We start from the raw sequence: 14468 nt of genomic DNA, 5'->3' as shown, positions 1-14468 counted from the left end.
GCAAGTGGATTAAGCGATTATGACGGAATTCACACCCCTGTCCGCAGTCGCCGGCGGTTTGCTGATCGGCCTGGCGGCAACCGCACTGCTGCTGTTCAACGGCCGCATCGCCGGCATCAGTGGCCTGTTTCATGGCCTGCTGCACCGCGATCGGCAGCCCTGGCAGATACTGTTCCTCGCCGGGCTGGTAGTCGGCGCCGGCAGCTTCCACCACCTGTTCGGCAGCGACATCCCGCAACGGGCCGACTTTCCCCTGGTTGCCTTGCTCGGCGCCGGATTCCTGGTCGGCCTGGGCACCCGTCTCGGCAGCGGCTGCACCAGCGGCCATGGCGTCTGCGGTATCGGCCGCCGCTCCGCGCGCTCTGTGGTCGCCACGGCCATTTTTATGGTCACGGCAGTGCTGGCGACGGCCGTCAGCCGTCACTGGCTGGGACTGTACTGATGCTGCGCAATCTGAGCGCCCTGCTGGCAGGCGTCGTTTTCGGCATCGGCCTGGCGCTGTCGGGCATGGTCTACCCGCTCAAGGTACTGGCGTTTCTCGATGTCAGTGCGGCCTGGGACCCGAGCCTGGCGCTGGTCATGCTCGGCGCAGTGGCCGTGACGCTGCCGGCGTTTGCGCTGGTCCTGAAACGACACCAGCCGCTGCTGGCGACGCGCTTTTATCTGCCACGGACAACCGATCTGGATGCGCGCCTGATCACCGGCGCGGCGTTGTTCGGTATCGGCTGGGGTATCGGCGGTTACTGTCCGGGACCAGCGCTGGCGGCGCTCGGCATTCACTGGCAGGAAGGACTGCCGTTCCTGGCTGCCGTGGCCGCCGGCGGCCTCGTGGCCGACCGCTTGGGCGCACGACACTGAACGTTCAGCCGTACTTGGATAACAACTGGGTCGCGTAGTTAAGGCGTTCGCGGGCGGTTGCCGCATCCAGGTGCTGACAGGCGAGTTCGCGTTCCATCACGCAGGACAGCATATTGTAGAACGCCCGGTCCAGCGCCTTGCGCGCCGCCGCCATCTGCTGGGCGACTTTCTCGCACTCGGCATCGGTCTCGATCATCGCCTGGATACCGCGAATCTGCCCTTCGGTCCGCTTCAGACGCGCCAGCAGGGCTGCCTTGTTCTTTTCCCAATCGGCGTCCCAGTCCTCGGGACTGGAGAGATTGTCTTTCGCCGTAGCCATAACCCGTACCCGTGATTGCTATACCCGTACCAGTATAACAAGGGCATCCAAACATGTCGCCGGGCGACTGCCTCGTGCCGGCTAAAGGTACGCAACGCCGGCCTATCGGGGCACGGCGCTGCTGACGCAATCAGGCCAGAAACATCCGGTAGGCCGGGTTATCGGTTTCGTCCCAGTAGAGGATATCGAGCCGGTCGACGAACGCCTGGAACTGGTCGCGTTCGTGCGGCGGTACCTGGACACCGACCAGCACACGCGCGTAGGCGGCACCGTGATTGCGGTAGTGGAACAGGCTGATGTTCCAGCCCTCGTTCATCTGCGACAGGAAATGCAGCAGCGCTCCGGAGCGCTCGGGAAACTCGAACCGGTAGAGCAGCTCGTTTTCGGCCTGCGGCGCATGGCCGCCGACCATGTGGCGGACGTGCATCTTGGCCAGTTCATTGCGACTCAGATCCTGGACGGCAAAGCCTTTTTCGCTCAGGGCGGCGACCAGCTTGTCTTTCTCGGCGACGCCATGGCGCAGCTGGATGCCGGCAAAGACATGTGCCTGCTGGTGATCGGCGTAGCGGTAGTTGAATTCGGTGATCTGGCGCGCCCCGATCGCCTGGCAGAACTGCAGGAAGCTGCCCGGTCGTTCCGGGATCGTAGTCGCGATCAGCGCCTCGCGATGCTCGCCGAGTTCCGCCAGCTCGGCGATGTGGCGCAGGCGATCGAAATTGACGTTGGCGCCGGAAAACACGGCGACCAGCTCCTGGTTATGCGCGTCCTCGCGTTCGACGTACTGCTTCAGGCCGGCCAGCGCCAGTGCACCGGCAGGCTCGGCGATCGAGCGCGTGTCCTCGAATATATCCTTCACCGCCGCACAAATCTCGTCGGTATCGACCAGCAGGATGTCGTCGACCAGTTCGCGCGCAATACGGAACGGCTCCTCGCCGGCCTGGCGCACGGCGGCACCATCAGCGAAGATGCCGATGCGGTCCAGGCGCACACGCTCGCCAGCCTGCAGTGCCGCATGCATGCTGGGTGCCTCGTCCGGCTCGACGCCGACGATACGCACCTCCGGCCGCGTCGCCTTGACATGCGCGGCGATGCCGGCGATCAGGCCGCCACCGCCGACCGGTACGAATATCACGTCGGGCCGGCTGTGGTGCTGGTTGAGGATCTCGACACCGACGGTGGCCTGGCCGGCGATGGTCAGCGGATGATCATACGGCGGAATGTAGCTGCGGCCTTCCTTGTTCGCGAGCTCCATGGCGTGTTCAAACGCTTCGTCGTAGTTATTGCCGTGCAGCAGGGCGTTGCCGCCGAGCCGCCGCACCGCCTCGATCTTGATATCCGGCGTGGTCTTCGGCATGACGATCACCGCGTCGATGCCAAGCCGCTGTGACGCCAGCGCCACACCCTGGGCATGATTGCCGGCCGAGGCCGCGATCACGCCACGCTCGCGTTCAGCCAGCGACAGCGAGGCGATGAGGTTGTAGGCACCGCGCAGCTTATAGGAGAAAACCGGTTGCTGATCCTCGCGCTTCAGCCAGACATGGTTGGCGAGTCGCTTGGACAGCGCCGGGGCATAATCCAGCGCGGTCTCGCGGGCGACGTCGTAAACGCGGCCGCGCGCTTCCTCAATCAGGGCTTTGTATTCGTCGAACATCCGCATAAGATAACATTAATAAGCCACGCATCTGAGCTTCACAGCATGTCGCAGGAACAGCAAAAACGCGCCGCCGCCGAGGCCGCTCTGAAATATATCGAGGAAGGTTCAATTGTCGGCGTCGGCACCGGCAGCACCGTCAACCTGTTCATCGACGCACTGGCCGGCATCCGCCACCTGGTTGAGGGTGCCGTCGCCAGTTCACAGGCGACCGAGGAGCGTCTGCGCAGCCACAATATTCCGGTGGTGGATCTGAACAGCGTCGCCGGTTTGCCGATCTACATCGATGGCGCCGACGAGGCCACCGAACACCGCCACCTGACCAAGGGCGGCGGCGGTGCCCTGACGCGCGAGAAAATCGTCGCGGCCGCCAGCGAGCAATTCGTTTGCATCATCGATGAGTCCAAGCTCGTTGGCACGCTGGGTGGGTTCCCCGTTCCCGTCGAGGTCATTCCCATGGCCCAGAGCTACGTCGGCCGGCAGATCGTCAAGCTCGGGGGTCAGCCGGTTCTGCGCGATGGTTTCAAGACCGACAACGGCAATATCATTATCGACATTCGCAATCTGCCCATTCCGGATCCGATCGCGCTGGAACAACAGCTGAACGCGATTGCCGGGGTGGTTTGCAACGGCCTGTTTGCGGCCCGGCCGGCCGATGTGTTGCTGGTCGCCGACAGCAACGGCGCGCGAACGCTGTAAAATGTACTGGATAGATGTTAGCCGGTTTCTGTAAGATTACGTTTTATCAATAAAAAATAAACGCAAGTCAGGTTAGCGCCGATTAGGCACAGCGGGGCATGAAACCTGCATGGTTTAGCTGTTGGGCTCAGTCACACAGATTCTGCTTCGGGGGAGAAGTCATGCCAGATTGGCTTTTTTACACGCTGTACGGGGGCGCACTGGGCGTCCTGATTCTGCATTTCACCGGCTGGCTGGAACGCCACGACATGCCCTGGCTGATGTATGTCGCCGTCCTCTGTGTCTTCTCGGCGGTTGCCGGCGAGGCCATTCTCTAGTCCCGGTAACCGCAAGACGATGATCGGCCTGCTGCAACGCGTCAGCCGGGCCAGCGTCACGGTCGATGACACGATCATCGCCGCCATCGGTAACGGCCTGCTGGTATTCATCGGCATCGAGCCGGACGACAGCGAACGCCATGCCGAACGGCTGCTGGAACGCCTCTACAGCTACCGCGTATTCAGCGACAGCGCCGGCCGCATGAACCGCAGCCTCAACGACACCGGCGGCGATCTGCTGCTGGTACCGCAATTCACCCTTGCCGCCGACACCCGCAGCGGTACCCGGCCGGGCTTTTCCACCGCGGCGACACCGGCCGAGGGCGAACGCCTGTTCAATCACCTGCTCGACCACGCCCGGCACAAAGCCGATGCCTACGGCACCGAAGTCGCCGCCGGCCGCTTCGGCGCCGACATGCAGGTCAGCCTGGTCAATGACGGCCCGGTGACGTTCTGGCTGCAGACGTGAACGTTTCGTATCTCGTATCTCGTATCTCGTATCTCGTATCTCGTTATTCAACGAGACTTTGCCACCAGATCTAACCTGTCTAGCCCAACCTACCCCACGAGATACGCGCGAAGCGCCTGCGCTCACGCTACGCCTCGCCCAGCCAGTCCCGCGGCCGGAGAAAATCCTCGTACAGTTCGGCTTCCGGCGTGCCCGGTTCCGGCTGCCAGTCATAGTCCCAGCGCACCAGCGGCGGCAGCGACATCAGGATGGACTCGGTGCGACCACCGGACTGCAGGCCGAACAGCGTGCCGCGATCGTAGACCAGGTTGAACTCGACATAGCGGCCGCGCCGGTAGAGCTGGAACTGGCGCTGGGCGTCGCCGTAGGGCGTGTCCCGGCGGCGCTCGACGATCGGCCGGTAGGCCGGCAGGTAACTGTCGCCGATGACACGCAGGAATTCAAAACAGCGCGCAAAGCCCCAGTCGTTCAGATCATCGAAGAACAGGCCGCCGATACCGCGCGGCTCGTCCCGATGCTTGATATAAAAGTACTCGTCACACCATTGCTTGTAGTGTGGATAGACATCGTCACCGAAGGGCGCGCAGGCCGTGGCGGCGACCCGGTGCCAGTGGCGCGCGTCCTCGGCAAAACCGTAGTAGGGCGTCAGGTCATAACCGCCGCCGAACCACCACACCGGCTCGGCATCGGCGCGCGTGGCATTGAAAAAACGCACGTTCATGTGCGAGGTCGGCACGTAGGGATTGCGCGGGTGCATGACCAGCGACACACCCATGGCCTCGAAGCCACGCCCGGCCAGTTCCGGCCGCCGGGCACTGGCCGAGGCCGGCAGCGACTCGCCGCGGACCCGGGAGAAATTGACGCCGCCCTTTTCAAACACGTCGCCGTCGCTGAGCACGCGGCTGATCCCACCGCCGCCCTCCGGGCGTTGCCACTCATCGCGTCGGGTTGTCGCCGCCGGATCGAGCACGGCCAGTTCGTCACAGATCTGCGCCTGCAGCGCGAGTAGGTAGTCATGCACCGCGGTACTGTCGACGCGGTCGTCAGGGCAGTCAGAAGTCATGTTTATCGGGCTTGTTGTTTTACGATGGCAGTCAAAAGGTTATGCTATAGCGCCTGTTTCAGTGGCGACGGTCGTATTATGCCGCCCGCGCGGTCCCTGAAACAGGAAAAACTGGCACTGAACCATTACGGGATCTCATGGCAAACCGGCAAGTCACACTGGAGCGGAACACGAAGGAAACCCAGATTCGGGTCAGCATCGACCTGGACGGCGGCGGGCAATCGCAACTCGATACCGGCGTACCGTTCCTCGATCACATGCTCGACCAGATCGCCCGCCATGGCCTGATCGATATCGACATCAAGGCGGTCGGCGACCTCGAGATCGATGCCCACCACACGGTCGAGGACGTCGGCATCACGCTCGGCCAGGCGATCACCAAGGCGCTCGGCGACAAGAAGGGTATCCGCCGCTACGGCCACGCCTACGTGCCGCTGGACGAGGCGCTGTCGCGCGTCGTGGTCGACTGCTCAGGCCGGCCGGGACTCGAGTACCACGCTGAATATCCGCGCGCGCGTATCGGTGACTTCGACGTCGATCTGATTCGCGAATTCTTCCAGGGCCTGGTCAATCACGCCCTGCTGACGCTGCATATCGACAACATACGCGGCCGCAATGCGCACCACATCAGCGAGACGATCTTCAAGGCTTTCGGCCGCGCGCTGCGCTCAGCGGTGGAAGTGGATCCGCGCATGGCCGGCGAAATGCCGTCGACTAAGGGCAGTCTCTAACGGCGCGGGATCTGATCGCGGTCCGGGCATCTGTGCGGGTGCCTGGCCGTGCGTCCGGACGCCGTGATCGATTACCGACATCCTGATAAACCGCAACCATCATCAGCAAACAGCATGTCTACCGTCGCAGTCCTCGATTACGGCACCAGCAACCTGCGCTCCGTGGCAAAGGCGCTGGAACATGTCGCCGGGAAAAACAGACGCATCGTCGTCACCGATGACGCGCAGGCGATTCGCCGTGCCGAACGGCTGGTATTTCCCGGCCAGGGCGCCATCGGCCAGTGCATGCAGCGCCTGCGCGAGACCGGCCTCGACGATATCGTGCGCGAGATGCTCGGCACCAAGCCGTTCCTCGGTATCTGCCTCGGCCTGCAGAGCCTGCTGAGCGACAGCGAGGAAGACGGCGGCCAGCAGGGTCTCGGCCTGATCCCCGGTCACGTCCGGCACTTCCCGGCAGCGCCGGCCGGCAGTCACATGAAAATCCCGCACATGGGCTGGAACCGGGTTCGGCAGCAGCAGGCGCATCCGCTCTGGGACGGCATCGACGACGGCGCGCGGTTCTATTTCGTCCACAGCTACTACGTCATGCCCGATGATGCCGACACCATTGCCGGCAGCTGCGACTACATTACCGAATTCGCCGCCGCGGTCGCCTGGAACAACCTCTTCGCCACGCAGTTTCACCCGGAGAAGAGCCAGAAGGACGGTCTGCGACTGCTGCAGAACTTCCTCGACTGGAACGACTGAACAAACCGTCAGTGCAACTCAGCGTTCAGTGATCCGCAGTTCAACCCGTTGCGGATCAAACGCCAGTCGATTCCGGATCTTCGCCACGGCAGGCAGCGGCTGTTCGTAGCTCCAGGCGACATCCTCGATACACTTGCCATCCAGCGTCAGGGCATAGTAGCTGGCGTCGCCCTTGTACGGGCAGTGCGTGCGGGTCGTCGAACGGCACAGCCGATCCATGGCGACATCGGCACGGGCGATGTAGTAACGCGGCGGATAACCGCTTTCCCGCAGTTCCAGCACGTTGCACGTGTCCGCCACGATCGTGTCACCGGCAAGTACCTGTATGCGGGCGCTGATCGCATGCAGGCGGATATGTTCGTCACCCATCGGTCCGCCTCAATGCAATCGAAGCTGCCGCTGTCAGCTCACGCTTGCAACCGGGACAGCTTCTGCGCCAGCTCCGCCGCGGTTTTGACCGCCGGGTGCAGATCGCCGTTGGTCTTGTGCTCGATCAGCGGCTGTACGCTGAAACCGATATCGACGCCGTGCCGCCGGCCGGCCTCGAGAATGCGCTCGGCGAACTCCAGGTTCATGTCCACCGATTCGGCCAGACGCTGACGCTGCTTTTCCAGACCCTGGAACCGCGACGCGCAATCAAGGCTATCCTTGCGCAGCAGACCGGCATAAAACTGCTGGTTCTTGAGGCCGAAGATGGCCACTCCGACGTTGTATTCCAGTTGGCCGAGGTCGAGTCCCTGCGCCTCAAAGGTCCGTGCCAGACGGCCGATGAAGTCGACCATTTGATCGCACTCGTCCAGGAACTGCCCCATGACTCGCAGACGGCCACCGGCTGCCTGGAACTTGCGCGCGATAATGTCCGGTTCGTTTGCACGCAGGTGGATACCGATAACCCCAAGCGTGAAATCACAGCCACTGTCCGGACCGCTGAGATAGGCGAGCAGGTCGGGCACACTGGCCTGGTAGGTGATGCCGGCGCCCGGGTTGCTGCTCGGCTTGCCGACGATGACCACGTCGTGAATGCCGTCCGCCTGTAGCGACTGGAACGTCGGCGCCTGTTCATGTGGCGGCTGATAAACACCGACGCGATGCGGAACCAGAAAGCCTTCAAAATCCGTCAGCTGCTGTTTCAGGAAGCGGCTGTATTCGAACGTGCCGAAGCGCTGCAGCGGCACGTTGCCGCGCAGACTGCGTGATTCGTACGGATCGATGTCGGAATGATGAAAGCCGACGATCGGCAGTTCCTGCTCCCGATAGTAGCGCACAACATCGAGGCCATCCTCGATATGGCCGTCCACGATTTGTGGTTCCTGGTCGGGGATACGACGCTGTACTTTCTTGAAAGGCGGCGGGTTTTCGATAAATATTCTTGGGCTCACTGCGACTCCCGTGCTTTATTAGTATTCGGCCAGACTAACAGAATCGGTCAATGGCCGCCGCCACGGGTCCCCGCCCCGTCAGTCAGCCCCAGACGTTCGCCTAGCGCCTTCGAATCGAGGCGCGCACACGTATCCAGCGCCACGACATGGGTGGTTTCCGAATCGCTGAAAGGCTGGCGGTTCGAGAGTTGTTGCTCGAGCACGGCAAGATCGGCTTCCGAGGCATCGCTGTCCTGTTCGGCACGCGCCTGCACACGCTGGCGCAAAACCGCCGCCGGCGCCTGACAATCGAGTATGCGAAACGGCACATTGAGCTCCGCCGCCAGCGCCTGGAATTGCTGCCGTTGGTCACGTTGCAGGAACGTGGCATCGACGATCGCCGCCCGACCGGAAGCGATGATCGCCCGCGCGCAATCGGCCAGGCGCGCATAGGTCCGTGCGGTGCTGGCCGGATCGTACACGCCCTGGCCAATGCCGCTGTCCGTATGCGCGTCGGCAGCCAGCCCCTGCAACCGCTTGCGCTCGACGTCGGAACGGACCCGCAGCGCACCGGCCAGTGGAATCAGCGCGTCGCTAATCGTCGTCTTGCCGGAACCGGACAGACCATGGGTAATAACGAGCGGTGGTCGGGCAGGCGCATTGCTGTCCTGGCCGCCGTAACGCTGGGCCAGTTGCACGTGATCATGAATGCGCTGTGCCAGCGCGGTATCGCCAGCGCCATCACGCAGTCGCAGATAAGCGATCTTGGCACGCACCAGTGATCTATAGACCTGAAACAGCGGCAACAGCCGCAAACCGGCGTAGTCGCCACCGGCTTCCAGGTAAGCATTGAGAAACACCCGCGCGCTGGCGTGGTGACCGCGCATGTCCAGATCCATGAGCAGAAATGCGATTTCACTCTGCACGTCGATCCAGCGCAGCTCGGGATTGAACTCGATACAGTCGAACACCTGTATCGATCCGTCCAGCCAGATCATGTTGGTCACGTGCATGTCGCCATGGCATTCACGTACCCGGCCGGCCTCGCGCCGTGCCTCGATCGTATCGCGCTGCTGTTCGAGCTGTGCCCGGGTCCAGGATTCCAGCGGCTTGAGTTCGGCGGTCAGATCCAGATCTGGCAGCGGTTCGTTGAGCACATCGAAATTATCCAGGCACTGCTGCCGTACCTGGTCGAAACGACCGTAAGCGTCAGCCGCCGAAACGGCATCGGCACGGTCGTGGAACGCGGCCACGCTGGTCGCCAGTTGCCGGAATGCCTGCGCGTCGACGCGGTCCTCGGCCAGTGCATTCTCCAGTTCCGCGCTGCGCGGGAACTGGCGCATCTGCACGCAGTACTCGATCGCCGGTGTCTCATTCAGTACCGGCGCATCGACACTGCCGCCAACGGCCACGACATCGAGATACAACTCCGGCGCGAGCCGCCGGTTCAGGCGTATCTCCTCAGTGCAATAATGCTGACGCTTGTCCAGCGAGGTGAAATCGACAAAGCCCAGATCGACCGGCTTCTTGAATTTGTAGGCGTAGTCGCCGGTCAGCAGGAGGATCGAGATGTGCGTTTCGATAACCTCGAAATGTTGCACGGCATGGGAAAAACAGTCGGCTTGCTGCAGCGCTTTGACGATCTGCTTCAGACGTTGGATTTCGGCTTGTTCGGTGGACATTATATCGCCTGGATGAAAACCTGCATCAGCCGACAGCTGCTGTTCAATCCGGTTCGCGGCCGATGGCGCGATGACCGATATCATGCCGACAGAACACGCCGTTCCAGCTGATCTGCTCGACCGCGGCGTAGGCTCGCTGCCGGGCAGCGGCAATATCCTCGCCGAGGGCGGTCACGCAAAGCACGCGACCGCCGGCAGTGACGACCGTATCGTCCTGCAATGCGGTGCCGGCGTGAAAGACCTTCACGTCCGCGCCGAAATCATTATCCAGACCGCTGATAATATCGCCCTTGGCCACGTCGCCGGGATAGCCGCCGGCCGCCAGCACCACACCCAGTGCCGGGCGTGGATCCCACACCAGTTCCGCGCCGGGCAGATCGCCGGCACACGCCTGCTGACACAGGTCGACCAGGTCGGATTGCAGGCGCATGAGGATCGGCTGGGTTTCCGGATCACCGAAGCGGCAGTTGAACTCCAGCACCTTGGGCGTGCCGTCGGCGAGGATCATCACGCCGGCGTAGAGAAAACCGCGATAATGAATGCCCTCGGCGGCCAGGCCACTCAGCGTCGGCCGGATGACCTCGTCGAGAATGCGATCGTGTGTCGCGCCGGTTACCACCGGCGCCGGCGAATACGCCCCCATGCCGCCGGTGTTCGGTCCGGTGTCGCCGTCGTCGCGCGCCTTGTGATCCTGGGAACTGGCCAGCGGCACGCACTGCTCGCCGTTGGCAATAACAATAAAGCTGGCTTCCTCGCCCTGCAGGAATTCCTCGATGACAACACGGTGGCCGGCGTCGCCGTACTTGTTAGCGGCCAGCATATCGCGTACCGCCGCTTCGGCCTGGGTGTGATCCTCGGCGATGATGACGCCCTTGCCCGAGGCCAGACCGTCGGCCTTGATCACTACCGGCATGGCGTGGCTATTTAGGTAGTCCAGCGCCGGCTCGAGATCGGTGAAAGTTTTATAGACGGCGGTGGGAATGCCGTGACGTTGCAGGAATGCCTTGGCGAAGGCTTTCGAACCCTCAAGCTGCGCGGCGGCCTGTGTCGGACCGAAGCAGGCCAGACCTGCCTTCTCAAAGGTATCGACAATGCCGGCGACCAGCGGTGCTTCCGGCCCGACGATGGTCAGATCGATCGCTTCGCTGCGTGCAAACGCCAGCAGGCCGTCGATATTGGTCGCCGCCAGCGGCAGATTCTGCACGCGCGCCTCGCCCGCGGTGCCGGCGTTGCCCGGTGCCACGTAGACCTGGTCGACGTACGCGGATTGCGCCGCCTTCCAGGCCAGCGCGTGTTCACGGCCGCCGCCGCCGATGATCAATACTTTCATTCAATATCGTCCGCAAATGAGATCAATGCCTGAAACCCTTAAACCGCAAATGAACGCGAATTAACGCAAACAAAAAGATACAAGCGTTATTAAGTCACCTTTTATATGAAAAACAAAATACTTGTGACTTTACTGAACCAACCAATAGCGAAATTTCTTGATCTCCAAGAGAATCCAGCCTTAAACCGTCAGTATTCGCGTTTATTGGCGTTCATTCGCGGTCCAACACAATCAATGCCTGAAATGCCGCATGCCGGTGAATACCATGGCAATGCCATGCTCGTTTGCGGCGGCGATGACCTCGTCGTCGCGCATCGAACCGCCGGGCTGGATGACGGCGCTGATGCCGGCCTCGGCGGCGGCGTCGATGCCGTCGCGGAACGGGAAGAAGGCATCCGAGGCCATCACCGACCCCGGCACTTCGATGCCGGCGTCGCCTGCCTTGATACCAGCCAGTTTGGCGCTGTAAATACGGCTCATCTGACCGGCGCCGACGCCGACGGTGAAGTTGTCCCGCGCGTAGACGATGGCATTCGACTTGACGTACTTGACCACGCGCCAGGCGAAGAACAGGTCGCGGATTTCCGCGTCCGACGGCGCCCGCTCGGTAACAATGTCCAGATCGTTGATCGCCACCATGCCGCTGTCATTGTCCTGCACCAGCAGCCCGCCACTAACGCGCTTGTAATCGAGTTGCTGTAATTGTTCCGCCGCTGCCGTACCGACACTCAATACGCGGATAGCCTGCTTGTCGTGCAATACCTTGAGCGCCGCTTCGCTGACAGCCGGCGCGACAATCACCTCGACGAACTGCCGATCGAGGATGGCGGCGGCCGTATCGGCGTCGAGCTCACGATTGCAGGCGATGATACCGCCGAACGCCGAGGTCGGATCGGTGGTGTAGGCGCGCTCATAGGCCGTGACCAGCGTCTCCGCCACCGCCACGCCACAGGGATTGGCATGCTTGACGATCACGCAGGCCGGTTCGTCGAACGCCTGTACGCACTGCAATGCGGCATCGGTGTCGGCGATGTTGTTGTACGACAGTGCCTTGCCCTGGTGCTGTTGGGCCGCCGCGATCGTACCCGCCGGCGCATTGGGGTCGGCATAGAAGGCGGCGCGTTGATGCGGATTCTCGCCGTAGCGCATGTCCTGCAGCTTGTGGAACTGGCGCGTGTAGGTGAGACCAAACGGCTCGCGTTCGCCGCCGTCGAAGCTGACCGCACCGAGATGATTGCTGACCGCGGCATCGTAGGCGGCGGTATGGGCAAACGTCTTGCGCGCCAGGTGATAACGCGTCGCGTCCGTCAGCCGGTTGTCGTTGTGGCGCAGTTCATCCAGTACGCGGGTGTAATCGTCATTATCGACAATCACGCCGACGTGGGCGTGGTTCTTGGCAGCGGCGCGCAGCATGGCCGGACCGCCGATGTCGATGTTCTCGATCGCCTCACTCAGGGAGCAGTCCGGTCGGGCGACGGTCTGTTCGAACGGGTAGAGGTTGATGACCAGCAGATCGATGGGTTCAATGCCGTGCTCGGCCATGACGGCATCGTCCTGACCGCGGCGACCGAGCAAACCGCCGTGGATCTTCGGATGCAGGGTCTTCACGCGGCCATCCATGATCTCCGGAAAGCCGGTCACATCCGAAACTTCAGTCACCTCGAGACCGGCCTCGCGCAACAGCCGCGCCGTACCGCCGGTGGACAGCAACGCGATGCCCAGCTGGCTGAGCTGGCGGCAGAAATCCTCGATACCGGTTTTATCGGAAACGCTGATAAGGGCGCGGCGGACGCTGGTCACTCACTGTTCTCCCGGGTTGTTTGCTGGTCTGGCGTGAATGCGCTGACGCGCATGGGCGAGCCGTTATTCCAGATCGTATTTTTTCAGGCGGCTGCGCAGCGTACCGCGGTTCATGCCGAGCAGTTCGGCGGCCTTGGTGATATTGCCGCGCGTGTGCTGCATGACCGCCTCGAACAGCGGTTTTTCCACCTGCGAAATCACCAGCTCGTAAAGGTCACTGGCATCGTGGCCATCCAGGTCGGCGAAGTAGGCATCCAGCGACCGGCGCACCGATTCGCTCAGGCAGGTTACATCCTCGGCATGTTCGGTTGTCGTCAATTGCTTGGATTGCCGTGCCTGGCTCATGCCGCCTGTCTCCGTTCGTTGCCTGATGAATGGGCCGCAACGTCTGCGGCAAAGTAATCGGCCACCAGCCGCCGCTGGACGGCGGCGCTTTCGGCCTGGTTGACGCCGGCGCGTAACGCCATCGCGGCGTCGCCGGCGTGGCTCTGGCAGTACCAGGCGACATGCTTGCGCGCCACACGCACGCCCGTGTACTCGCCGTAAAATTCGTAAAGATTGTCCAGGTGCCACAGCAAAACACGGGCCACTTCGTCGTCAGTGGGGCCCGCTGCCTGCTTGCCGGTGGCGAGGTACTCGCGGATCGCGCGGAACAGCCACGGATTGCCCTGCGCACCGCGGCCGATCATCAGGCCATCGACGCCAGTGTCAGCGAGTACCTGTGCGGCCCGCGCCGGCGCGTCGATATCGCCATTGGCAATCACGGGTATCGTGACCGCTGCCTTGACCGCGCCCACGGTAACGTATTCGGCCGTGCCCCTGTAACCGCAGGCACGGGTACGCCCGTGTACGGTCAATGCCTGGATGCCACTGGCCTCGGCCATGCGTGCGACGGTGACCGCGTTGATGCTGTGCTTGTCCCAGCCGGTACGGATTTTCAGCGTCACCGGCACGCTGACGGCACGGACCACTGCCTCGAGTATGCGCCCCACCAGCGCCTCGTCGCGCAGCAGCGCGGAACCGGCCATGACATTGCAGACCTTCTTGGCCGGACAGCCCATGTTGATGTCGATGATCTCGGCGCCGTTATCAACATTGAAGCGCGCACTGTCAGCGAGCATGGCCGGATCGGCACCGGCGATCTGTACCGCACGCGGACCGGGTTCACCAGTATGATCGCGACGCAGCCGGCTCTTGCGGGTATCGCGCAAGCGCGGGTCGGCACTGACCATTTCCGAAACCGCCATGCCGGCACCGAGCTCGCGACACAGCTGCCGGAACGGCCGATCCGTCACGCCCGCCATCGGCGCCAGAATCAGATTATTCGGCAGCCGGATCGAACCAATTCGCAGACTGACAGGTTCGCCATGCATCGTTGCTGTGGTCACTGGTTTTCAAGAATGATTGAAGTCCGACCGCGGTGTTGTTGTTATCACCGCTCCGC

Annotated in this window: 17 protein-coding genes; 7 read left to right on the top strand and 10 right to left on the bottom strand. The window is 62.6% G+C overall.

Features of this window, described 5'->3' with window-relative positions:
• Window positions 1–19: 19 nt before the first annotated feature.
• The gene (locus tag J2T55_RS10085) at window positions 20–442 is read left to right on the top strand and encodes a YeeE/YedE family protein (RefSeq protein ID WP_259056015.1); all 423 of its coding nucleotides are present in this window, start codon (window positions 20–22) and stop codon (window positions 440–442) included.
• On the top strand, window positions 442–858 hold the full coding sequence (locus tag J2T55_RS10080; protein ID WP_259056013.1) for a DUF6691 family protein: 417 nt from the start codon (window positions 442–444) through the stop codon (window positions 856–858). The genes J2T55_RS10085 and J2T55_RS10080 overlap by 1 nt, the downstream gene beginning before the upstream one ends.
• A gap of 4 nt (window positions 859–862) precedes the next feature.
• On the opposite strand, the gene J2T55_RS10075 is transcribed toward J2T55_RS10080, so the two are convergent.
• Window positions 863–1177 (bottom strand): metal-sensing transcriptional repressor, encoded by a 315-nt coding sequence (locus tag J2T55_RS10075; protein WP_259056012.1) that lies wholly within the window; start codon window positions 1175–1177, stop codon window positions 863–865.
• A 130-nt stretch (window positions 1178–1307) separates the two neighbouring features.
• On the bottom strand, window positions 1308–2834 hold the full coding sequence (gene ilvA / locus J2T55_RS10070) for a threonine ammonia-lyase, biosynthetic (protein ID WP_407660075.1): 1527 nt from the start codon (window positions 2832–2834) through the stop codon (window positions 1308–1310).
• 39 nt (window positions 2835–2873) lie between these two features.
• Between ilvA and rpiA the strand changes: the two genes are divergently transcribed.
• The 3 genes from rpiA (at window position 2874) to dtd (ending at window position 4313) form a co-directional block, all read left to right on the top strand.
• The gene (gene rpiA / locus J2T55_RS10065; protein ID WP_259056011.1) at window positions 2874–3527 is read left to right on the top strand and encodes a ribose-5-phosphate isomerase RpiA; all 654 of its coding nucleotides are present in this window, start codon (window positions 2874–2876) and stop codon (window positions 3525–3527) included.
• 161 nt (window positions 3528–3688) lie between these two features.
• Window positions 3689–3844: a hypothetical protein gene (locus tag J2T55_RS10060; protein ID WP_259056010.1), complete on the top strand. Its 156-nt coding sequence runs from the start codon at window positions 3689–3691 to the stop codon at window positions 3842–3844.
• Window positions 3845–3863: 19 nt separating this feature from the next.
• Complete coding sequence (gene dtd, locus J2T55_RS10055; protein WP_259056008.1) at window positions 3864–4313, top strand: D-aminoacyl-tRNA deacylase; 450 nt, start codon at window positions 3864–3866, stop codon at window positions 4311–4313.
• 127 nt (window positions 4314–4440) lie between these two features.
• Here the strand turns inward: dtd and hemF are convergent, their stop codons facing one another.
• Window positions 4441–5376 carry an oxygen-dependent coproporphyrinogen oxidase gene (gene hemF / locus J2T55_RS10050; RefSeq protein ID WP_259056006.1) on the bottom strand — a complete coding sequence of 312 codons (936 nt, stop codon included), beginning with the start codon at window positions 5374–5376 and terminating at the stop codon, window positions 4441–4443.
• Window positions 5377–5513: 137 nt separating this feature from the next.
• Here hemF and hisB point away from each other — a divergent pair, with 137 nt between their 5' ends.
• Together hisB and hisH are read left to right on the top strand one after the other, a co-directional pair.
• A complete protein-coding gene (gene hisB, locus J2T55_RS10045; RefSeq protein WP_259056005.1) occupies window positions 5514–6107 on the top strand; it encodes an imidazoleglycerol-phosphate dehydratase HisB in 594 nt (197 codons plus the stop codon).
• 114 nt (window positions 6108–6221) lie between these two features.
• Entirely contained in the window at window positions 6222–6854 is a 633-nt protein-coding gene (gene hisH / locus J2T55_RS10040) for an imidazole glycerol phosphate synthase subunit HisH (RefSeq protein ID WP_259056004.1), read from the top strand.
• Between the two features lie 18 nt (window positions 6855–6872).
• Here the strand turns inward: hisH and J2T55_RS10035 are convergent, their stop codons facing one another.
• The 7 genes from J2T55_RS10035 to dusB all read right to left on the bottom strand — a co-directional run bounded on the left by J2T55_RS10035 (window position 6873) and on the right by dusB (window position 14397).
• A complete protein-coding gene (locus J2T55_RS10035; RefSeq protein ID WP_259056003.1) occupies window positions 6873–7223 on the bottom strand; it encodes a DUF427 domain-containing protein in 351 nt (116 codons plus the stop codon).
• 38 nt (window positions 7224–7261) lie between these two features.
• Window positions 7262–8233: a hypothetical protein gene (locus J2T55_RS10030; protein ID WP_259056002.1), complete on the bottom strand. Its 972-nt coding sequence runs from the start codon at window positions 8231–8233 to the stop codon at window positions 7262–7264.
• Window positions 8234–8280: 47 nt separating this feature from the next.
• Window positions 8281–9894 (bottom strand): bifunctional aminoglycoside phosphotransferase/ATP-binding protein, encoded by a 1614-nt coding sequence (locus J2T55_RS10025; RefSeq protein ID WP_259056000.1) that lies wholly within the window; start codon window positions 9892–9894, stop codon window positions 8281–8283.
• 43 nt (window positions 9895–9937) lie between these two features.
• Window positions 9938–11224, bottom strand: a complete 1287-nt coding sequence (purD, locus tag J2T55_RS10020) for a phosphoribosylamine--glycine ligase (protein WP_259055999.1) — start codon at window positions 11222–11224, stop codon at window positions 9938–9940.
• Between the two features lie 231 nt (window positions 11225–11455).
• The gene (purH, locus tag J2T55_RS10015; protein WP_259055998.1) at window positions 11456–13024 is read right to left on the bottom strand and encodes a bifunctional phosphoribosylaminoimidazolecarboxamide formyltransferase/IMP cyclohydrolase; all 1569 of its coding nucleotides are present in this window, start codon (window positions 13022–13024) and stop codon (window positions 11456–11458) included.
• 63 nt (window positions 13025–13087) lie between these two features.
• On the bottom strand, window positions 13088–13369 hold the full coding sequence (gene fis, locus J2T55_RS10010; protein ID WP_259055997.1) for a DNA-binding transcriptional regulator Fis: 282 nt from the start codon (window positions 13367–13369) through the stop codon (window positions 13088–13090).
• Window positions 13366–14397, bottom strand: a complete 1032-nt coding sequence (dusB, locus tag J2T55_RS10005; RefSeq protein ID WP_259056071.1) for a tRNA dihydrouridine synthase DusB — start codon at window positions 14395–14397, stop codon at window positions 13366–13368. Before dusB ends, fis begins: the two co-directional genes overlap by 4 nt.
• Window positions 14398–14468 lie beyond the last annotated feature (71 nt).

The sequence above is a fragment of the Methylohalomonas lacus genome (assembly GCF_024808875.1).
GTDB classification, from domain to species: domain Bacteria; phylum Pseudomonadota; class Gammaproteobacteria; order Methylohalomonadales; family Methylohalomonadaceae; genus Methylohalomonas; species Methylohalomonas lacus.
Note: the sequence above shows the minus strand (reverse complement) of the source record. Positions and strands in the feature narration are given on the sequence as shown.